Annotated in this window: 24 protein-coding genes; 6 read left to right on the top strand and 18 right to left on the bottom strand. The window is 33.7% G+C overall.

Going from position 1 to position 19,783, the window contains the following annotated elements; genetic code table 11:
• Window positions 1–24: 24 nt before the first annotated feature.
• Window positions 25–537, bottom strand: a complete 513-nt coding sequence (locus tag GV828_RS08255) for a DUF6155 family protein (RefSeq protein ID WP_166537011.1) — start codon at window positions 535–537, stop codon at window positions 25–27.
• A gap of 207 nt (window positions 538–744) precedes the next feature.
• Between GV828_RS08255 and GV828_RS08250 the strand changes: the two genes are divergently transcribed.
• From GV828_RS08250 to GV828_RS08235, 4 genes are all read left to right on the top strand, one after another.
• The gene (locus tag GV828_RS08250; protein WP_166537010.1) at window positions 745–1,044 is read left to right on the top strand and encodes a DUF3817 domain-containing protein; all 300 of its coding nucleotides are present in this window, start codon (window positions 745–747) and stop codon (window positions 1,042–1,044) included.
• A gap of 11 nt (window positions 1,045–1,055) precedes the next feature.
• Window positions 1,056–2,306 (top strand): mechanosensitive ion channel family protein, encoded by a 1,251-nt coding sequence (locus tag GV828_RS08245; RefSeq protein ID WP_166537009.1) that lies wholly within the window; start codon window positions 1,056–1,058, stop codon window positions 2,304–2,306.
• Window positions 2,307–2,675: 369 nt separating this feature from the next.
• A complete protein-coding gene (locus GV828_RS08240) occupies window positions 2,676–3,938 on the top strand; it encodes an OmpA family protein (RefSeq protein ID WP_166537008.1) in 1,263 nt (420 codons plus the stop codon).
• A 71-nt stretch (window positions 3,939–4,009) separates the two neighbouring features.
• On the top strand, window positions 4,010–4,408 hold the full coding sequence (locus tag GV828_RS08235; protein WP_166537007.1) for a glyoxalase: 399 nt from the start codon (window positions 4,010–4,012) through the stop codon (window positions 4,406–4,408).
• Window positions 4,409–4,445: 37 nt separating this feature from the next.
• Here GV828_RS08235 and GV828_RS08230 read toward each other — a convergent pair whose 3' ends face one another.
• From GV828_RS08230 to GV828_RS08165, 14 genes are all read right to left on the bottom strand, one after another.
• On the bottom strand, window positions 4,446–5,237 hold the full coding sequence (locus GV828_RS08230; protein WP_166537006.1) for an META domain-containing protein: 792 nt from the start codon (window positions 5,235–5,237) through the stop codon (window positions 4,446–4,448).
• Between the two features lie 5 nt (window positions 5,238–5,242).
• Window positions 5,243–5,659 (bottom strand): META domain-containing protein, encoded by a 417-nt coding sequence (locus tag GV828_RS08225; protein ID WP_166537005.1) that lies wholly within the window; start codon window positions 5,657–5,659, stop codon window positions 5,243–5,245.
• A 58-nt stretch (window positions 5,660–5,717) separates the two neighbouring features.
• Window positions 5,718–7,745 carry a hypothetical protein gene (locus GV828_RS08220; protein ID WP_166537004.1) on the bottom strand — a complete coding sequence of 676 codons (2,028 nt, stop codon included), beginning with the start codon at window positions 7,743–7,745 and terminating at the stop codon, window positions 5,718–5,720.
• Window positions 7,746–7,846: 101 nt separating this feature from the next.
• Window positions 7,847–8,593, bottom strand: a complete 747-nt coding sequence (gene fabG / locus GV828_RS08215; protein ID WP_166537003.1) for a 3-oxoacyl-[acyl-carrier-protein] reductase — start codon at window positions 8,591–8,593, stop codon at window positions 7,847–7,849.
• A 219-nt stretch (window positions 8,594–8,812) separates the two neighbouring features.
• The gene (locus GV828_RS08210) at window positions 8,813–9,694 is read right to left on the bottom strand and encodes a pirin family protein (RefSeq protein WP_166537002.1); all 882 of its coding nucleotides are present in this window, start codon (window positions 9,692–9,694) and stop codon (window positions 8,813–8,815) included.
• Window positions 9,695–9,999: 305 nt separating this feature from the next.
• A complete protein-coding gene (locus GV828_RS08205; RefSeq protein ID WP_166537001.1) occupies window positions 10,000–10,476 on the bottom strand; it encodes a DNA-deoxyinosine glycosylase in 477 nt (158 codons plus the stop codon).
• Window positions 10,477–10,557: 81 nt separating this feature from the next.
• Entirely contained in the window at window positions 10,558–11,430 is an 873-nt protein-coding gene (sucD, locus tag GV828_RS08200; RefSeq protein WP_166537000.1) for a succinate--CoA ligase subunit alpha, read from the bottom strand.
• A gap of 88 nt (window positions 11,431–11,518) precedes the next feature.
• The gene (locus GV828_RS08195; RefSeq protein ID WP_166536999.1) at window positions 11,519–11,878 is read right to left on the bottom strand and encodes a nuclear transport factor 2 family protein; all 360 of its coding nucleotides are present in this window, start codon (window positions 11,876–11,878) and stop codon (window positions 11,519–11,521) included.
• 1 nt (window position 11,879) lies between these two features.
• Complete coding sequence (locus GV828_RS08190) at window positions 11,880–12,809, bottom strand: UDP-3-O-(3-hydroxymyristoyl)glucosamine N-acyltransferase (protein WP_166536998.1); 930 nt, start codon at window positions 12,807–12,809, stop codon at window positions 11,880–11,882.
• Window positions 12,810–12,863: 54 nt separating this feature from the next.
• Entirely contained in the window at window positions 12,864–13,430 is a 567-nt protein-coding gene (efp, locus tag GV828_RS08185) for an elongation factor P (RefSeq protein ID WP_166536997.1), read from the bottom strand.
• Window positions 13,431–13,469: 39 nt separating this feature from the next.
• Window positions 13,470–14,255 carry an acyl-ACP--UDP-N-acetylglucosamine O-acyltransferase gene (gene lpxA, locus GV828_RS08180; RefSeq protein WP_166536996.1) on the bottom strand — a complete coding sequence of 262 codons (786 nt, stop codon included), beginning with the start codon at window positions 14,253–14,255 and terminating at the stop codon, window positions 13,470–13,472.
• Window positions 14,256–14,269: 14 nt separating this feature from the next.
• Window positions 14,270–15,658 (bottom strand): bifunctional UDP-3-O-[3-hydroxymyristoyl] N-acetylglucosamine deacetylase/3-hydroxyacyl-ACP dehydratase, encoded by a 1,389-nt coding sequence (locus GV828_RS08175; protein WP_166536995.1) that lies wholly within the window; start codon window positions 15,656–15,658, stop codon window positions 14,270–14,272.
• Window positions 15,659–15,660: 2 nt separating this feature from the next.
• The gene (lpxD, locus tag GV828_RS08170) at window positions 15,661–16,692 is read right to left on the bottom strand and encodes a UDP-3-O-(3-hydroxymyristoyl)glucosamine N-acyltransferase (RefSeq protein ID WP_166536994.1); all 1,032 of its coding nucleotides are present in this window, start codon (window positions 16,690–16,692) and stop codon (window positions 15,661–15,663) included.
• Between the two features lie 30 nt (window positions 16,693–16,722).
• On the bottom strand, window positions 16,723–17,961 hold the full coding sequence (locus GV828_RS08165) for an HD domain-containing protein (RefSeq protein WP_166536993.1): 1,239 nt from the start codon (window positions 17,959–17,961) through the stop codon (window positions 16,723–16,725).
• A 390-nt stretch (window positions 17,962–18,351) separates the two neighbouring features.
• Between GV828_RS08165 and GV828_RS08160 the strand changes: the two genes are divergently transcribed.
• Window positions 18,352–18,690: a hypothetical protein gene (locus tag GV828_RS08160; RefSeq protein ID WP_166536992.1), complete on the top strand. Its 339-nt coding sequence runs from the start codon at window positions 18,352–18,354 to the stop codon at window positions 18,688–18,690.
• Window positions 18,690–18,839 (top strand): hypothetical protein, encoded by a 150-nt coding sequence (locus GV828_RS08155; RefSeq protein WP_166536991.1) that lies wholly within the window; start codon window positions 18,690–18,692, stop codon window positions 18,837–18,839. Before GV828_RS08160 ends, GV828_RS08155 begins: the two co-directional genes overlap by 1 nt.
• Before the next feature lie 30 nt (window positions 18,840–18,869).
• On the opposite strand, the gene GV828_RS08150 is transcribed toward GV828_RS08155, so the two are convergent.
• The 3 genes from GV828_RS08150 to GV828_RS08140 form a co-directional block, all read right to left on the bottom strand.
• Window positions 18,870–19,007 (bottom strand): hypothetical protein, encoded by a 138-nt coding sequence (locus GV828_RS08150; RefSeq protein ID WP_166536990.1) that lies wholly within the window; start codon window positions 19,005–19,007, stop codon window positions 18,870–18,872.
• 55 nt (window positions 19,008–19,062) lie between these two features.
• Complete coding sequence (locus GV828_RS08145) at window positions 19,063–19,302, bottom strand: hypothetical protein (protein ID WP_166536989.1); 240 nt, start codon at window positions 19,300–19,302, stop codon at window positions 19,063–19,065.
• 166 nt (window positions 19,303–19,468) lie between these two features.
• Window positions 19,469–19,717, bottom strand: a complete 249-nt coding sequence (locus tag GV828_RS08140) for a hypothetical protein (protein ID WP_166536988.1) — start codon at window positions 19,715–19,717, stop codon at window positions 19,469–19,471.
• Window positions 19,718–19,783: the final 66 nt, after the last annotated feature.

The following is a 19,783-nucleotide window of genomic DNA, read 5'->3' as shown; positions in this document are numbered from 1 at the left end:
CAAATTTGATGCCGAAAAAACGAATCAATCAAATATATCAGTTACATTTTCAAAGGCGTGGTAATTTTGCCAACGTTGTCTTTTTGCGGTTTCCTGAATTGCTATAATTCTGGATTTGAACTCGCTTAAAATTGCGTTTTCGATGGCGTATTTTACAATTTGCTCAAAAGAATTAAGCATACTTTTGTAAAATGAATCGTAACGCATTTCACGTTTTGCAGTATATTTTTGCGCCACTTCAATGTTGTGAAGCATCACATCAGTAACTATAAATGGGTCAACCCCCAAACTTAAAAAATGCTTGATTATTTTTTGTGCCGTAGAACGCCGAAGTTTTGCACGTTTGGTTTTGGTAGGAAAATATTCGTTTGAAATTTTGAGTTTAGCTTCTTGAGCCAATTTGTCTTCCTTGGGGTTAAAAACAAAATCGTAGTACGTTTTCACATCGCTAAATTTGTTGTACATTTCAATAAATTGCTCTTCAAGCTGTGCTTTTGAAAGCTCTTTCACATATTTTTTTAAATCACGTTTACTCATTATTTCGTTTTCAATTTGGAGTTCGAAAGTACGAAAAAAGTACCTAAAAAATGGTTGAGACAAGATAGAATTCCGGGGTTGATTTAACAATTTAAATAGATAGTTTACTATTTTATTAAATATCTTTGCACCAAATTAAAAACGGTGGTTTTCTCTGATTTTTCTTTTTAAAAAATCGATGAATTTTCACTATAAATATTTTGTATCATGCTTAAATTTTTTAAAATTGTCGCTTTTCTTGAAGGTGTTTCTTATTTGGTGCTTTTTGGCAATATGCTTTTGGTGAAACCTAATAATATGGAACTTTATAAACAATTATTATTTCCTGTTGGGATGGCGCACGGATTGCTTTTCATTACTTATATAATTTTGGCAATCATGTTAAAATCTGAAGAAAATTGGAGCTGGAAAAAGTTCTCAGTGATAGTTATTGCTTCTGTGATTCCTTTTGGCACTTTTTATATAGAAAAAAAATATTTGAATACGCCTCCGGCAAATAATGCCTAAATAAATTTTTGATGATAGAAACCATTTTTAAATGGACATATCGGCTTTTACGTTCGTTAGGATATAATGACACTATCTCTATTTACGGAAACTTACTTGTAAATATTGTTCTTTTATTAGTTATAGTTTTTTTTGTTCATGCTATTTTTAGACGCGTTTTAATTAACATATTCAACATTATTGCAAGTAGAACGAAAACTAAATTTGACGATTTTTTAGTTGCAAACAAAACGGCAAAGTATGTTGCTTACCTCCTACCTTTATATATAATACAAGAAATTAGTCCTACTGTACTTGAAGACTTCACGAAGTGGGAAATATTTTTTGAAAAAGGAATCACCATTTTTATGGTATTTCTTATTATTTTCATCTTTAGAAGTCTATTAAATTCGGTACGCGATTATTTAAAAATCAAACCTAGTTTCTCGGATAAGCCCATTGACAGTTACATTCAGGTAATCATGATTGTACTTTGGGTTTTTGCATTTACGTCGGTAATATTGGTTCTTTTTGATACATCAGTTACTACATTAATTACAACTTTTGGAACAATTTCCGCTATAATTATTTTAGTTTTTAAAGACACCATTCTAGGTTTTGTAGCCAGCATTCAAGTTTCGGTAAATGACTTAGTGCGAATTGGGGATTGGGTGACTTTTGAAAAATTTGGTGCTGATGGTGATGTAATTGAAATTAATTTGGCTACAGTAAAGGTTCAAAACTTTGACATGACCACGACTACAATTCCTACTTACAGTCTAATTTCGGACTCGTTTAGGAATTGGCGTGCTATGCAAAATTCTGGTGGAAGAAGGATTAAGAGGTACATTTTAATTAAAACTTCTTCAGTAAAATTTTTAAGTGCAGAAGAATTGGAAAAACTGAAACAAATTCAACTGGTTCAATCTTATATCGAACATCGTCAAACTGATATTGATAAATTTAATCAAAGTAAGCAAATCGATAAATCAATTTTTATTAACGGCAGAAATATGACCAACTTGGGTGTTTTTAGAAAGTATATTAACCAATATCTTGAACAACATTCTGGAATCAATAAAGAAATGCCTTTAATGTGTCGTCATTTACAACCTACTGAAAAAGGAATTCCTATAGAAATATATGCTTTTTGTAATGACAAAAGATGGGTAAATTATGAGTATATTATGGCAGATATATTTGATCATTTGATTGCTGCAATACCTTATTTTGGATTAGAAATTTTTGAATTTTATAGTACTACAAAACAACCAGAAGCTTAAAAAAAATTCCTTAGAAGCTTTAGATTTCCAATTAATTCGTAAAAACTTAAACGATTTCGTAAAAAAAAATGCAGAAAGTGCAAAAAAAAAGGACAATTTTTAATATGTTTGAATACTGGAATAGCTAAATATTTTTTTATTATTTAACAACTTGATAATCAATCATTTAAAAATAGTTTTAAAATTAATTAGTCAGAATATTTACATAAAATAAAGTTATCAAAATATTAATTTTAACTTAAATATGGAAATTATATAACACAATTGTAAAAATGTTAAAGACTAATAATATATCTTTGCCAAGAATTTCAAAAGAAAAACCTTAATAAGAAATTTATAAAATTAAATTTTTAAAAACCATTCAATAGTATGAAAAAGAATTTAACACTGCTTTCTGCGTTAGTACTTTCTTTAGTTACAGCAAACGCTCAGGAAACAACAATGACTACAACTTCAATGGAACCATCTTATAACAAGTGGTCAATTGAATTAAACGGCGGAGTAAATAAACCAGCAAGAGCAATGACTCCAGGTTATTATACTGACGCTTTAAATTTCTTCCACGCAGATTTAGGTGTAAGATATATGTTTAACCCAAAATTTGGTTTAAAATTAGATGTGGGTTATGATAAATTTGAAGATGGAGACCAAAGTCTTCAATTTGAAAGTCAAATGTTGAGAGCTAGTTTACAAGGAGTTGTAAATTTAGGAAGAACTTTAAATTTTGAAACTTGGACTAATACTATTGGGCTTTTGGCACATGGAGGTTTTGGAGTTTCTCAATTAACTGCTGAAGATGGCTTTAGTGGAGAAGATTATATGGCACATGCTATTATGGGTGTCACTGGACAAATTAGACTGGGTAACCGAGTAGCTTTAACAGGTGACATCAGCGGAATTTTCCACGGAAGACAACATTGGAACTTTGATGGTCAAGGACCTGCAAACAGTACTTCTGTATTAGAAGGTACAATTTTAAATGGATCTTTAGGTTTGACTTTTTACCTTGGTGGTGCTGATAAACACGCTGATTGGTATTCAGAAGTGGACAATGATGCTTTAAAATCATTAGAAGAAAGAATTGGTGCAATCGAAACTGGACTTGTTGATTCAGATAAAGATGGTGTTGCAGATATGTTCGATCTTGAACCAAACTCAATTGCTGGTGTTGCTGTTAATACAAAAGGACAAACCATCGACCGAAACCAAAATGGTGTTCCTGACGAATTAGAAAGTTACTTGAACAATACATATGGTAACGGTGGTAAAACAGTTACTAATGGTACAATTGAAGAGTTAATCAATGGTGGATATGTTAATGTTTATTTCGATTTCAACCAAGATCAACCAACAAAAGAATCTTTAGCTGGTGTTGATTTCTTAGTGAAATATTTGAAAGCAAACCCAACTGCTTCTGCTGACGTAATTGGTTATGCTGATGAAATTGGAAACACTGACTATAACAAAGCATTGTCTCAAAGAAGAGCTGAAAATGTTAAAAACATTATTACTAACGCTGGAATCAGTGCTTCAAGATTAACAGTTGTTGGAAATGGAGAAGACAATTCAGTTAACAAAGATTCTAAACAAGCACGCTCAATTGTGAGAAGAGTTACTTTCAAAATCAAATAATTTTGTTAGAAATAAATTTAAGACCGTTGCAGAGATGCAGCGGTTTTTTTTTATCTTTAAGAAAAAAGAAAATGAAAAATAGAAATGAAACACTTGCAGTTTTGCGAGGTGAAAATATCGGAATCGTTTCTCCTGAAAGCTCATTAGATGAAATTTTTCAAAACACGGTTTTACGACCAATTCTTAAAACACAAAATGACTTACTCCTGGAAGTTTTTAAAAATTATGTAGCCAAATACAAAAATGAATTTTACAGCTACCAAACACAAAAAAAATTAGATTACATTGAAAATTCTATTCAGAAAGACATTAAGTTTAGAAATTCATTAAAAGGTATTGTTATCGGGCTTTTTACCGTAGATGAATATAAAACTTACATCCAAAATTCCTCACAACTCAATAAACGAATGATGAATTTAGTCATTCAACGGTTACAAGATCAAGTACAACTACTTGAGTTTGAAGTATAAAAAAAAGGCCAATCAGGCCTTTTTTTTATAAATTTATTTATTGCTTTTCTAAAACCGCCTTAGTTCCTTCAAAGTTTAATAAATAAAGACGCTTTTCTCTAATTTCAATTTTATTGGCTGCTTGTAAAGCCTCCATCAAAGATTCTTCAATTTTAATGTTATCGCACATCATTTGTGTAGCTACAACATCTTTAAATACAAAACTATCTTTTTCAGATTCTAACTCACCTCCTATCCGATTACATCCTGCAAAGGCTGCAAATCGATTCTCCACAATATTAAATTCAATTTCTGGGAGTTTTTTGTCCTTTAATTTTTCGGCATTTAATCGTTCTCCTGCTAATTCTACAACATTCCATTTTCCGTCTAATCTTTTGTCAATTGCATAACTGCCACAACCGTTTAACAATATCGGTTTTGACTCTTTTTTTAAAAGCAGCGAAACAAGCGAAGCATAATCAAATTTCTTATCAGACATGCCGTCAGAACAATTTTGTTTGAAAACTTTTAATGTCAACGTTCTCAAATCATTTTCTGCTTCAAAAATAAGAGTGTCCTTTTTTTTCTTTGAAGATTCTTTGTAAGCCATTGCAAAATTATGATTTTGATCTGGAGTAATATATTTCAAAGAATCGGCTGTTAATTCAATCGTCCAAAATGGTTCGGTTCCTACTGCAACAAAAAAGGGTTCATTACTAATTTTTTCAGGTTTTACAACAGTGGTTTTCGGGATAGAATCTATTGCTAAATCAGGCTGTATTGCACTTTTTTTTTCGTTACAACTCATCAAAAATAGCACTAGCGAAGTGGAAATATAAAAGCGTTTCATTTATTTTATTTTTTCGAAAAAGACAAGGCTTCATTTCCTAAGCCATCATACAATTCCAGTTTTTTATTGCTCAATTTAAAGGTTTGAACGGTTTGCATTGCAGCCAAAAAATGATTTTCGCCGATTCCCTCACAAGCCATTTTCGTAGAACCTACACTTCCAAAATTAATTTTATTATCAGAAATATCAATCTTTCCAAACATAGAATTACAGCCTGTATTTCCAGTAAATTCATTTGTGGACGGGTTAAAATTTAATTCGGGAATTTTGGCAAAATCAGTATTTTTAATCTCAATATTTTGAATTTCTGTCAACATCCATGAAGTTCCTTTTAAATCGGCAATAGCCTCACTGCCTTTTTTTCCGGCACATGATTGAAGCATTAAAGTAGTTAATGCACCAAATAGCAATATTTTTTTCATAAGTAGATTTTTTGGTTTCCTATAAATTTACCTAAAAATCATTTCAATTCAAAATATTTTAAAGCATTCCATGATATTTTCTCACGAACCATTCAGCGGCAAGCAAAACAGCAATAAAAACTAACAACCATATCCAATCAATTAACGGTGTTTTTTTAAAAATTTCCTTTTGAATATCTTTGTATTGTTCTTGTTCCAGTAATTTTTTTATCAATGGTTCTACTTGATTTACTAAGAAAAATTCGCCCTGGGTTTGAGTTGCCAATTGCTGTAATCTTGTAGCGTTTGGATTTACAAATTGTTTTTCAATGTCAAAATCCAAAATTTCAAAAAAATTGGAATACGATTGTTTCGAACGATTTTCTGTAATTTTAAAATCATATTCACCAGCTGTCAAACCATTAAGATTTACTTTGTAATTTGCACCACTTCGTACTAAATTATACAGTTTTGAGTGCTTTGTTTTTCTGTTAACTACTGAAATACTCAATTGCGCATTTTCATCAAACTCATAATTTTTATTAAAAAACTGTGCTGTAATTTCCAAATCATCGCCCGAATTGTAAAAACTTTCATGTGTAACCACTAAGTTCTTTTTAGCGTTATTGCTGGCTAAAAACTGAATAATTTTGTCAGCAAACACATCAAATTTCTCGTATGATTGATGATTGAGATACGTTTGCATACGCCATTTCCAAATATTTTCTCCCAACAAAAATGCGGTTCTGCTTCCAGCATTTTCACTAAAACAAAGTAACGGATAACCAGTATTTACATTTCTAATTCGGGAACTAAGTAATATATTAACGTTTTGTGTAGTGGTAACCGAACCAAAAGAATTTTGCAACGGAGGAAAATTTTCAAAGCCTACATTATCAACGGCAAACAAACCAAATTGTGATTGAAAATCTGCCAAATAATCTTCTTTCTGACCACTCATTTTAAATTGTAAAATTGATTGCTGTTGGTTCAAAAAATTGAAATCGGTGTTGGTTCCTGTAATAATCCAAAAGTTACGATTGGTATTTTTTGCAAAAGTAAAAACATTTTTAAAATCGCTATTAGGTTGGTAAAAAATAAGCACATTAAAATTTTGTAAATCATTAACATTGTTTGGGTTAATCAATGTTACTTTACGTTGTGCATTAGTTTCTATTGCTCGTTTTAAAGTACCAATATCGGGATGGTTTAAGGACGAAACAATCCCTATTTCTGATTTTTGGTCGATAACTTCAACCGCAAAATTTTTAGAATTGTTATAGGTATTTTTTTCTATTTCCGAAGAAGAAATGGTTGCCTTTAAAATTTGAACTCCGGTTCGTTCCGCTGGAAGCAAAACATTCACCACCGCTGATTTTTTGGAACCAGAAAAAGAAATATTTTGTTTTGCCAAAACCGAATTTCCCTGCGAAATCGTGAAAGTTGCATTTACATTTTTATTTCCAGAATAATCTAAAAAAACTTCAACCGGAAATTTATTCTTGTGAAAAGCATATTTATTAACGTTCAACTGACTGATTTTCAAATCTAAAACAGTCGTGGTATCGCCAGCAACAACGCTGAAAACTTTATTGTTTTCATCAAAACTGTATAAATAATCATTCCCCGTAGTCTGGTTTCCATCACTAATTAAAACGGTAGGAAATTTTTTATTTTTATGAAGATTTTTGATGCGTTTCGCCGCTTGGTCAATATTCGTTTGAGATTCAGTAAAATTTGGTTTTTCAGTCAACTTAAATTCGTTGCCAAAAGTATAAGTTTGAATATCAAATCGCTCTTGAAGTTTTTCATTTTGCTTCAATTTTTCAACTAATGCAATAACTTCTTCATTGGCTTTCATTTCTTTAATTGAACTCGAATTGTCAATTAAAATAGCTAAAGGCGTTTTCTGAATTTGGAAACTTTTATTGCTAATTCTGGGGTTTATCAGCAAAAGCAGCAATCCCAAAACCGACAAAAATCGTAAAAAAGCCAACCAAAACGTCACTTTTGTACGATTTTTATTTCTAAAAAAATATTGAAAAAACGACAACCCACCTGCAATTACAATCGAAAGAAATATAAGTAAAAGTGTCGTTGTCGTCATTTATTTTTAAAAATTTTTAATTAGTAACTTGCTTAAGTTTTAATGTTTTATGCCATTAACTTTAACTTTATACCTAAAACTTTAAAACTTAAAAACCTAATCTACGTTAACATTCCACCGTCAACATTCATCACTTGTCCGGTAACGTAAGCACTCATTTCCGAAGCTAAAAACAAACAAGCATTGGCAACATCTTCAGTAGTTCCGCCACGTTTCAAAGGAATCGCATCTCTCCAACCTTGCACCACATCATCATTTAATTTTCCAGTCATTTCCGTTTCAATAAATCCTGGAGCAATCGCGTTACAACGAATATTTCTTGAACCTAATTCCAACGCTACAGATTTAGTAAACCCAATCACACCCGCTTTTGAAGCCGCATAATTCGATTGTCCCGCATTTCCTTTCACCCCAACCACGGAACTCATGTTGATAATCGAACCTTTACGGTTTTTCAACATCGTTTTTTGAACCGCTTTGGTCATATTAAAAACAGATTTTAGGTTCACCTCAATCACTTTATCAAAATCTTCCTCAGAAATTCTCATCAACAAATTATCCTTCGTAATCCCCGCATTATTGATTAAAATATCAATGTTTCCAAAGGTTTCCAAAACATCGTCCACTAATTTTTGTGCTTCGTTAAAATCCGCCGCGTTCGATTGATACCCTTTCGCCTTAATGCCAAGTGCAATCAATTCGTCCTCCAAAACTTTGGCAGCTTCCGCAGATGAACTATACGTAAACGCCACATTTGCACCATGTTTTGCAAAAACTTCTGCAATTCCACGACCAATTCCACGGCTCGCGCCAGTAATAATTGCTGTTTTTCCTTCTAATAATTTCATTATCGGTTAATTTAATTTGCTATAATTAGGTTGACAAATATAAGAATTACTTTACCATATCAATTATTTTTTGGAGCGAAAAGCCAGTCTTTTTCGGTAATCGTAATTCCCGCCATCCTTCCAGAGACCCGCAGAAAAAGCGGGTGCTCTTCCCTCCTGTCGGGGCTAAAAAAAATCTTCATACATTTTTGTAAACTTCTGGTCTCACCTCCTTAATTATCACGCCATAGTTTCCGGCATTACTACGTAAGTATCATCATTTGGCACTTTCGGAAATTCCTTTTTTCGCCAGCGATCTTTGGCTTCTTCTAATTTTTCTTTGCTCGACGAAACAAAATTCCAATAAATATATCGCTCTTCTTCAAAAGGTTTTCCCCCAAAAAGAATCAAATGGGTTTTGGGCATCATTGTCAAAGCACAAGCATCTTCTAATTTAGAAACCAGCATATTTCCTTGTTCGACATGATGTTCGCAAGCCTTAATCGCACCTTCCACCACACAAATACCAATTTCCCCGGAAAGATTTCCCTGAATGTCCAAAATATATTCTTCCTCCGAAAAAATTTCAACCATAAATAATTCGGAATGCACCGGGACGGGAGATTCTTTGCCATAACCTTTTCCGGCAACTAAAGTAAATTCCGCCGATTGATCTTTCCACTTTGGTAAATCTTTTTTGTCAAAATGATGAAATTCTGGCGTAATATTTTCTTTCTCTTTTGGCAAAGCTACCCATATTTGATACCCGTGAACCGTGTGTTTCAAACCGTTTCTCAAGTTTTCGGGCGTTCTTTCGGTATGCGTTACTCCATTTCCGGCAATCATCCAGTTCACTGATCCTGGAGCGATTACTTGTTTGGTTCCCAAACTATCTTCGTGCATAATTTCGCCTTCAAGCAAAAATGTGAGGGTTGCCAAACCAATGTGCGGATGTTGGTCAACATCCATGTAATGGTCTGGTCCCAATGTTGCAGGTCCCATGTGATCAATAAAAATAAACGGACCAACCATTCTTTTTTTTCGGAAAGGCAACAACCTTCCCACTAAAAAATCCCCAATATCCCGAGGTCTTTCTTCTATAATTAAGTCAATGTTTGACATATTTTTAAGTTTTATTTGATTAAAATTTTTTTTACTGATTTATGCGTAAAGGCGAAATATTTTTGGAATTTAAGATTTAGGAAAAGTGGAATTTCTTTTGCCACAGATAAAAGGATTTTTTTGATTTTGATGTATTTGACTTTTACAAGAGATAGCCACAAATTCACGAATATTTCTTTAATTTATTGTAATTTGGAATTTTTAAAATTGGAATTTATTTATCTCTACGGTTTGCCGAAAATTCACGAATATTTCTTCAAATTCTTCGAATTTTAAATTGGAATTTCTTTCCTCTTTACTGGAATTTAAATATTAATTTGTCTCCATTCCTCCAATTTTTGCTCAAATGTTTTAGAGGCATTGGCACCACTTGGTGATGGTAAAGTAACGTATTCAATTCCGAGTTTTCTACCTATATATTTATCATAATATTTTTCGGCATTTTTACTGGAGAAAAAAACTTTTGTAATGTTCGGATATTTTTGGAACAAATCTTCAAAATCATTGGCGACTTCGTTTTTTATATTGGTGTCTAGACTTCCTTTTCGTTCGCAAAATGCCAAAACATCCCAAAGCGCAATGTTATTTTCGGTAAGCAATTTTAGTTTCTCGTGGTAATTTTGCGTAAGCGATTTATTAAAAATGGTAAAAATTAATTTCCAAAAACTATTGCCTTTATTGCCGTAATATTCTTGTAGTTCCAAAGATTTTTCTCCCGGCATTGTTCCGAGGATTAATATTTTTGAATGTTCATCGATGACTGGCAGAAATGCTTTTTTCATGCTTAAAAATACAATTTTTTGGACATAAAAAAAATCCTGCCGAAAAAGCAGGATTTTGATTTTATTTAAATTTTAGAAAAACTATCCTAAAACTTCTTTAACTTTTTTACCAATTTCAGCTGGTGAATCTACCACGTGAATTCCATTTTCGCGCATGATTCTTTTTTTCGCTTCAGCAGTATCATCAGCACCTCCAACAATTGCTCCAGCGTGTCCCATTGTTCTTCCTTTTGGAGCAGTTTCTCCAGCAATAAAACCTACAACTGGTTTTCTGTTTCCGTCAGCTTTGATCCATTTTGCAGCATCGGCTTCTAATTGACCACCGATTTCTCCAATCATGATGATACATTCCGTTTCTGGATCGTTCATCAATAATTCTACCGCTTCTTTTGTAGTAGTTCCAATGATTGGATCTCCACCTATACCAATTGCTGTAGTGATTCCTAAACCTTGTTTTACTACTTGATCAGCCGCTTCGTAAGTTAACGTTCCTGATTTTGAAACAATTCCAACTTTTCCTTTTTTGAAAACAAAACCAGGCATAATTCCAACTTTTGCTTCTTCTGGCGTAATGACTCCCGGACAGTTTGGTCCTACTAAACGACAATCTTTATTTTGAATATAAGCGTAAGCTTTCACCATGTCAGCAACAGGAATACCTTCGGTAATTGTGATGATTACTTTGATTCCAGCATCAGCAGCTTCCATAATTGCGTCAGCAGCAAAAGCTGGCGGAACGAAAATAATTGTAGTATCAGCACCAGCTTGGTCCACAGCGTCTTTTACAGTGTTAAAAACTGGGCGGTCTAAATGTGTTGTACCACCTTTTCCTGGCGTTACACCACCTACAACGTTAGTTCCGTATTCAATCATCTGCGAAGCGTGGAAAGTCCCTTCGCTTCCGGTGAATCCTTGAACAATTATTTTAGAATTTTTATTTACTAAAACGCTCATATTTGTATTGTTTTTAATTTTGATTAAAATTTGTGTTGCAAAAGTAAGGCTTTGATGCCTAATTGTAAAGTTTTTTTACCGATAATTATTATAATTGGCTCATTTGAAAACCTCTATAAAGTTTAGCATCTTTTATCTCCCAAATCACCATAAAATGTGCTAAAAGCATTTCTTCTCGGGGGTTTTCAAAGGTTTTTACAAAATGGGAAAATTTAACCGCCACCGAATTTTCTTCCTCTAATAGATGTGTAATTCTAATTTTAGATCGAATATATGCTTGTGAGAGCTCGCCCAGAAGACTTAAAACTTGAGCCTTATTCATTTCGATAAATCCTTTTGAACTATGCCAATTGACCACCAAATCATCGTGGAGTAAGGGCTCGATGATTTGAGAATCGAGCATGGCATCGGATTTATAAAATTCCTGTACAAGTTGTTTTGGTGTCATCCTATTTTATTTTAGTAATAATTTCTGGGATTTTTTTAATGTTAGCAAACTGTTTTAGTTTTTCGCGGGCATCGTCTGCCGGTGTTCCGAAATACGTTTTGTTTCCTTGGACTGTTTTTGTAATTCCGGATTGTGCTAAAATGACAGCTTTATTTCCAATAGTGATTCCGCTGGTAACGCCAACTTGTCCCCAGATTGTAACTTCATCTTCTATGACAACACAACCTGCAATCCCAGTTTGCGCGGCAATTAAACATTTTTTTCCAATTATTGTATCGTGCCCAATATGAACTTGATTGTCAATTTTTGTGCCTTCGCCAATGGTTGTGTCTCCTGAAACACCACGGTCAATGGAACACATAGCACCAATTCCTACATTGTCTTCGATGACGACTCTTCCGCCAGAAAGCAATTGATCAAAACCTTCTGGACGTTTTTTGTAATAAAAAGCGTCAGCTCCTAAAACTGTTCCGGCTTGAATGACAACATTATCTCCAATTACGGTATAATCGTAAATAGTAACATTAGGATGAATAAGGCAATTTTTCCCGATAACTACGTGGTTTCCAATGAAACAGTTGGGCTGAATTAATGTATCTTCCCCAATAATTGCACTTAATGAAACCGAAACGTTTGTACCTTGAAACGGCCTGAAATGTTTAGTTAATTTATTGAAATCGCGAAACGGATCATTAGAAATTAACAATGATTTTCCTTCCGGACATTCTACTTCTTTATTAATTAAGATGGTAGTTGCTGCGGAGTTAAGAGCCTTATCATAATATTTTGGATGATCTACAAATACTATATCTCCTGATTCTACAACGTGTATTTCGTTCATTCCAGATACTGTAAACTCTGGGTCTCCAACATATTTAGAATCAATTATTTGAGCTATTTCTTTTAAAGTATGTGTTCTGCTAAATTTCATAATAACTAGAAAATAAAAGGAGAAACTATTTTTATAATTTCTCCTTAAAAAATATTATTCTTTTACACGCTCCATATAAGCTCCTGAAGCGGTATCAATTTTAATTTTGTCTCCTTCGTTGATAAACAATGGTACATTTACGGTTGCTCCAGTTTCTACAGTTGCAGGTTTTGTAGCATTTGTAGCCGTGTTTCCTTTCACTCCTGGTTCTGCATAAGTTACTTCTAAAACAATTGAAGCTGGCATATCTACAGAAAGTGGTAAATCAGTTTCGGTATTGATTTGTACCATTACATTTGTACCTTCTTTTAATAAATCTGGAGCGTCGAGAATATCTTTGTTTAAAGAAATTTGTTCAAAAGTTTCAGAATTCATAAAATGAAAATCACTTCCTTCTGCGTATAGAAACTGGAATGTGTGTGTTTCAACTCTAACTACGTCAATTTTATGACCTGCAGAGAATGTATTGTCTAGCACTTTTCCAGAAGTTAAGCTTTTTAGTTTTGTTCTAACGAATGCAGGACCTTTTCCTGGTTTTACGTGAAGAAATTCAACAATTTTATAGATGTCGTGATTAAATTTGATGCACAATCCGTTTCTAATATCTGATGTACTTGCCATTGTTTTTTATAATTTACTTTTTTATAATTTTAATTTTGATTAATAAACGCCTGTATAGCCTTTCATGATTCCACGGGAAGAATTTCTGATAAATTGAAGGATTTCATCTCTTTCTGGAGTGGCTTCCATTTCGGCTTCAATAATGCTCAAAGCCTGCGTTGTATTGTAATTTTTTTGGTATAAAATTCTATAAATACCTTGAATTTCTCTGATTTTTTCAGGACTAAATCCGCGTCGTCTTAACCCGACAGAGTTAATTCCTACGTAAGAAAGTGGTTCTTTTGCCGCTTTTGTAAACGGTGGAACATCTTTTCTCACCAAAGATCCACCTGAAATCATGGCGTGATCGCCAATACTGATAAACTGGTGAACGGCTGCCAAACCTCCGATGATGGCAAAATTCCCTACTGTTACATGTCCGGCCAAAGCGACTCCGTTTACGATTATGGCGTTATCGCCAATATGACAATCATGGGCAATGTGAGCCGTTGCCATAATCAGACAATTTTTGCCGATTGTGGTTTGTCCCGAAGCCACGGTTCCGCGGTTGATTGTTACGCATTCTCTAATGGTACAATTATCGCCAATTATCGCTAAAGAATCTTCTCCTCCAAATTTTAAATCTTGTGGTACTGCCGAAATTACAGCACCAGGAAAAATATTACAATTTTTTCCAATTCGGGCTCCTTCCATAATGGTTACGTTAGAGCCAATCCATGTTCCTTCGCCAATTACGACATTGTTATGAATAGTTGTAAAAGGCTCAATTACAACATTTTTTGCAATTTTCGCACCAGGATGTACATATGCTAATGGTTGATTCATATCGTTGTAATTTATTAGTTAGTTTTAGCAATTTGCGCCATCAATTCTGCTTCGGCAACTAATTTTCCATTTGCGTAAGCATTGGCTTGCATGTGGCAAATTCCTCTTCTGATTGGTGAAATTAAATCGCATTTAAAAATCAAAGTATCTCCAGGAAGAACCTTATGCTTGAATTTCACATTGTCAATTTTCATGAAATAGGTCAAATAATTTTCTGGGTCTGGAACCGAACTTAAGATTAAAATTCCTCCGGTTTGTGCCATTGCTTCAACAATTAATACACCAGGCATTACTGGAGCTCCCGGAAAGTGACCTACGAAAAAACTTTCATTCATAGTCACATTTTTAATTCCCACTACGTGAGTTTCGCTCATTTCCAAAATTTTATCTACTAATAAAAATGGAGGCCTGTGAGGCAACATCGTCATAATTTTGTTGATGTCCATTAAAGGCTCTTTGTGTAAATCATAACACGGAACTTGATTTCTTTGTTCGGTTTTGATGATTTTTGATAATTTTTTTGCGAATTGTGTATTAACGAAATGCCCGGGTTTGTTGGCAATCACTTTTCCTTTTATTCTGGTTCCGATTAGCGCCAAATCTCCTATAACATCAAGTAATTTGTGTCTTGCCGCTTCGTTTGGGTAGTGAAGTGTGAGATTGTCTAAAATTCCGTTTTGTTTTACCGAAATTTTATCTTTGCCAAAAGCCGTTTTTAAATTTTCCATCGTGTTTGGCGAAATTTCTTTGTCAACATAAACGATGGCATTGTTTAAATCTCCTCCTTTGATTAGCCCGTTTTCTAGTAAAGCTTCTAATTCGTGAAGAAAGCTAAAAGTTCTGGCATTAGCAATTTCGGACTTAAATTCTGTGATACTTTTTAAAGTGGCATTTTGTGTTCCTAAAACTTTGGTTCCAAAATCTACCATTGTAGTCACTTGATAATCATCAGCAGGCATGACCAAAATTTCGCTTCCTGTTGTTTCGTCGGTGTAAGAAATTACTTCTTTTACTACGTAAATATTTCTTTCTGCGTTTTGCTCTTCGGTTCCTGCGGCTTCAATTGCTTCTACAAAAAATTTTGACGAACCGTCCATAATAGGTGGTTCGGAAGCATTTAACTCGATGATGACGTTATCAATATCACAACCTATTAATGCTGCCAAAACATGTTCTGATGTTTGAATTTTAACACCATTTTTTTCGAGGTTAGTTCCTCTTTGGGTATTTACCACATAATTTGCATCAGCTTCAATCATGGGTTGCCCCTCGAGGTCCACTCTTACAAAAGTAAATCCATTATTTATTGGAGCTGGTTTGAAAGTCATGGTAACTTCATTACCCGTGTGTAATCCAACTCCTTTTAGAAAAACTTCTTTCTGGATGGTTTTTTGCTTAACCATTGTTATTTTTTTTCGTTTGTTAATTGTTTTTTTAAATTATCAAGGTCTGAAACAATTTTGGGCAAATTTTTAAAATGAACATACGATTTATTAAAATCGCCATAACCCATGCTTGGCGTTCCCTGAACTGTTTCGCCATCTTTTAAATTTTTCGAAATTCCGGATTGTGCCTGAACGCGAACGTTGTTTCCGATTACAAGATGTCCCACAATTCCTACTTGTCCACCAATAATACAGCCTGAACCAATTTTGGTAGAACCTGCAACTCCTGTTTGCGCGGCAATGACCGTATTTTCGCCAATTTCTACGTTATGGGCAATCTGAATTTGGTTGTCGAGTTTTACACCTTTTCTAATAATGGTAGAACCTAAAGTGGCTCGATCAATGGTGGTACAAGAACCAACATCTACGTTATCTTCAATAATCACGTTCCCAATTTGCGGGACTTTATTATAAATTCCTTCTTCATTTGGAACAAAACCAAATCCGTCTGAACCAATAATAGAACCTGAGTGAATGGTACAATTTTTTCCAATTATACTTTCAGAATAAATTCTGGCGCCAGCAAAAATGATGGTATTGTCACCAATTTCTACGTTGTCACCTATAAAACTGTTGGGATAAATTTTGACATTCTCCCCTATCTTTACATTTTTCCCTAGGTAACAAAAACTTCCTAGATATAGGTTTTCTCCATAGGTAACATTTTCAGAAATTACTGATGGTTGCTCGATTCCGGATTTCATCAATTTTACCTGATTGTAATACTCTAATAATTTTGAAAATGACTGATAAGCATCTTCTACCTTTATTAAAGTAGTAGAAATTTCGGCTTCGGGTACAAAAGTGTGATTGACAATTGTAATTGTGGCCTGAGTGGAATAGATATATTTAAGATATTTTGGATTTGCCAAAAAGGTAAGTGATCCATCAGATCCTTCCTCAATCTTCGATAATTTATAAACTTCAGCTTGCGGATTTCCCACAACTTCACCTTCTAAAATACCTGCTATTTGTTCTGCTGTGAATTTCATCTTGACAAAAATATAAAAATTTGATTTTATTTATGAATTTTCCGCAAGTACTTTTGGAAAGCAAATAAAATATTTGGTTACGGGTTTTGATAATGCTTTTAAGTTGAGATGATCTGAGGCTTCCACAACATCTTCAATGGTTTTATCTTTTCTTAAAATTCTAATAGGTTCGGCAATTTTACTATAAGCTTGATTCTTAATTTTGCCTTTAAAAATAAAGTACGATGCTTCTTGCTGCGAAATTCGGTAAAAGTCAGTTAGTTTTAATTTTAAAACTTCCACATTTTCTGGTGTGAATTTTTCTGTACCAAATTTAATTTTCAAAAGGTCTCTATCAATAATCATTTTGCTTAAAGTACTCAAAATAAAATCATCATGATAGCTCCAAGATTTTAACGCTGAAATAATATCGGAGTCATCAAGGTTGGCAAATTTTTGAAGAATTGTGGGAGAAAAATCTTCTCTCTCAATTTTATTCTGCAGAAAAAATTGCAAAGGTTCGCTACACCATAACATTGTTCCTTTTTGCGTCAATTCTTTAGCTCTTTTTAAAGTTTTTGTCAAAATTATTTCAGCAACCAAACTGGTTTTATGAAGATAGGCTTGCCAATACATTAATCGTCTTGCCATCAAAAATTTCTCAACCGAATAAATTCCTTTTTCTTCAACAACTAAAATATCGTCCACCACGTTCATCATTTGTACCAAACGTTCCGAATTAATATTCCCTTCGGCAACACCAGTGTAAAAACTATCGCGTTTGAGATAATCCATTCGGTCCATATCTAACTGGCTCGAAATAAGTTGCAACATAAATTTTCGATGGTATTCGCCTTTAAATATTTGTATCGCTAAAGAAAGTTGACCGCTAAATTCTTCATTTAATTGGTTCATAAACAGTAATGAAATCGACTCGTGGCTCACGTTTTCTACAATACTGTGTTCCATAGCATGAGAAAATGGACCGTGTCCGATGTCGTGTAACAATATAGCGATTAGTAAAGCATTCTCTTCTTCGGGAGAAATTTTTACGTCTTTAAAGCGCAAAACTTCGATGGTTTTTTGCATCATGTGCATAGAACCTAAAGCGTGATGAAATCTAGTATGATGTGCTCCTGGATAAACCAAATACGAAAGTCCCATTTGAGAAATTCTTCTTAATCGCTGAAAATAAGGGTGTTGTATTAAATCAAATATCAGCGAATTTGGAATGGTAATGAATCCATAAATTGGATCATTGAATATTTTTAATTTATTAGTGTGACTCACTTTTTTACAATTGGGCTACAAATATACGGAAGTTGTTTGTTTTCGATAAAAAACCTTTGTATTAACATTTTTTGGCGAATGCCGTTAAATTGTGGTTAAGGTAAATTGATTTTGGTGGCGATGAATTTTTTTATAGTAAATTTATTTAGGCGAAGATTTTTAGGTTTTGTCAAGAACTAACCTTTAAAAAGTGCCCGAAGTTTATTTTTAGCCGCTCCCGAAGTTTCGGGAGCGGCGTAAATCCTTTTATCAATTACCGGGATTGAAATTCAGGGTAAGTGATGAATGATTGTAGGCTAAAGCCGGAAAATTTGCCAAAACTTCGGGATAAAAATGTCTGCCCCGACGCTTCGGGATTGCTTTTAAAAAATTAAATTAATAAAGAAAAAGATGAAAAAAATGGTATTTACAATGGCATTTCTGGCCACTTTTGGGTTGGCGAATGCACAGAATAACAGGTCTACTGACATGCAAACGAATCAAGACCAATTACAGCAGTTACCGCCTCCATCAACGCAAAATGGTGTGGAACGTGCGGCAAAAGTTGAGGCGACGAAACGACAAAGTAATTCGGAAATTGAAGCCGAAATGAAATCGAAAGACAAAGGTAAAACGGATAAATTTACCAAAGTGAATCCGAATGAAGTGGGTCCTGTAACGCCAGATACCGTGAAAAGACCGCAAAATCCGAGAATTAAACCAAACGGAACTGTTAAAAGAACGAACTAATGAAAGATAAAAACGAAGTTCCGAACGAAAAAACACCGGAAATTTACGAGCAAAATAAAAGCGAAAAACTGCTGAATGAGCAAGATAATCGCGATGAAAATTCTGAAGATTGGAACGCGGAAAACAACCGTTCGGGTCGAAGAAAATAAAAAAAGAGAAAATTATGTTCCTCTTTTTTGTTAGCGGTTTGGCGCAACACCTTCGATTTCATCAGGATTTTCGTTTCGGTTGAAATCGGCGTTGTCTTTAGGTTTCGGATTTTCTTTGTCGCTGTAATAATCCGGGTCTAACTCTTTGTTTTGTTTTTTGTCTTTCATAAGAAAATTTTTTTTTAAAAAAGCCGACTCAATTTTTAAGTCGGCTCATTGACAATTATTCTACAGAGCGATCTGTAATGGTATTCGGAATATTGTCGCGTACAGAAGTTCGAGACACATTTCGAGCATTGTAATTCAAATCGTTTTCATCATTTTCTGCTTCTTTTTTACGAACTTCTTTAGCTTTTTCTTTAAATGCTTCCGTTTTTAAATACGCTTCATTTTTGGCATTATTTTCGGCAAGTGTATCGTTTCCGCCTTCCCATTCTTCTTTTTTATTTTTGTCGGTATTCATAGTCAATCAATTTTTTTGGTTAATAATTGTTGTTTTTTTAAAATTACAATTAAAATCAGGTTTAATAAAATATTGACTGTGAAACTAATGGTAAAAGTTTGTGAAGTTTTTCTAAAAAATTAAGCCCGAAAGGAAATTCGGGCTGAAATTAATGTACAAAAAAAAATTATTCTGGAGTATGATCTGTAAACGTTCGAGGGGGTGTCGATCTAAACACGGTTTTTTTAAGGCTATGCGGGTGGTAGTCCACATGATCTTCCTTCAGAGATTCGTCAAACATTCGCCTTGCCTTTTCATCAAAAGCTTCAGATTCAAGGTAACGCAAATTTTCAGCATTGTTGAAAGCTACTGTTGAGCTTCCGCCGTACCAGATTTCGCCTGCATTTTCTTCTGGTATTTTATAAGTTTCGTCCATAATTTCCAGAGTTTAGCTTGTTAGACTTTTGCTTATTGTAAAAGTACAAAAAATCTTTAAATCATT

It is taken from the genome of Flavobacterium ichthyis (genome assembly GCF_009915155.1).
GTDB classification, from domain to species: Bacteria; Bacteroidota; Bacteroidia; order Flavobacteriales; family Flavobacteriaceae; genus Flavobacterium; species Flavobacterium ichthyis.
The sequence above is the reverse complement of the archived record's forward strand: the minus strand, read 5'-3'. Positions and strand labels throughout refer to the sequence as shown.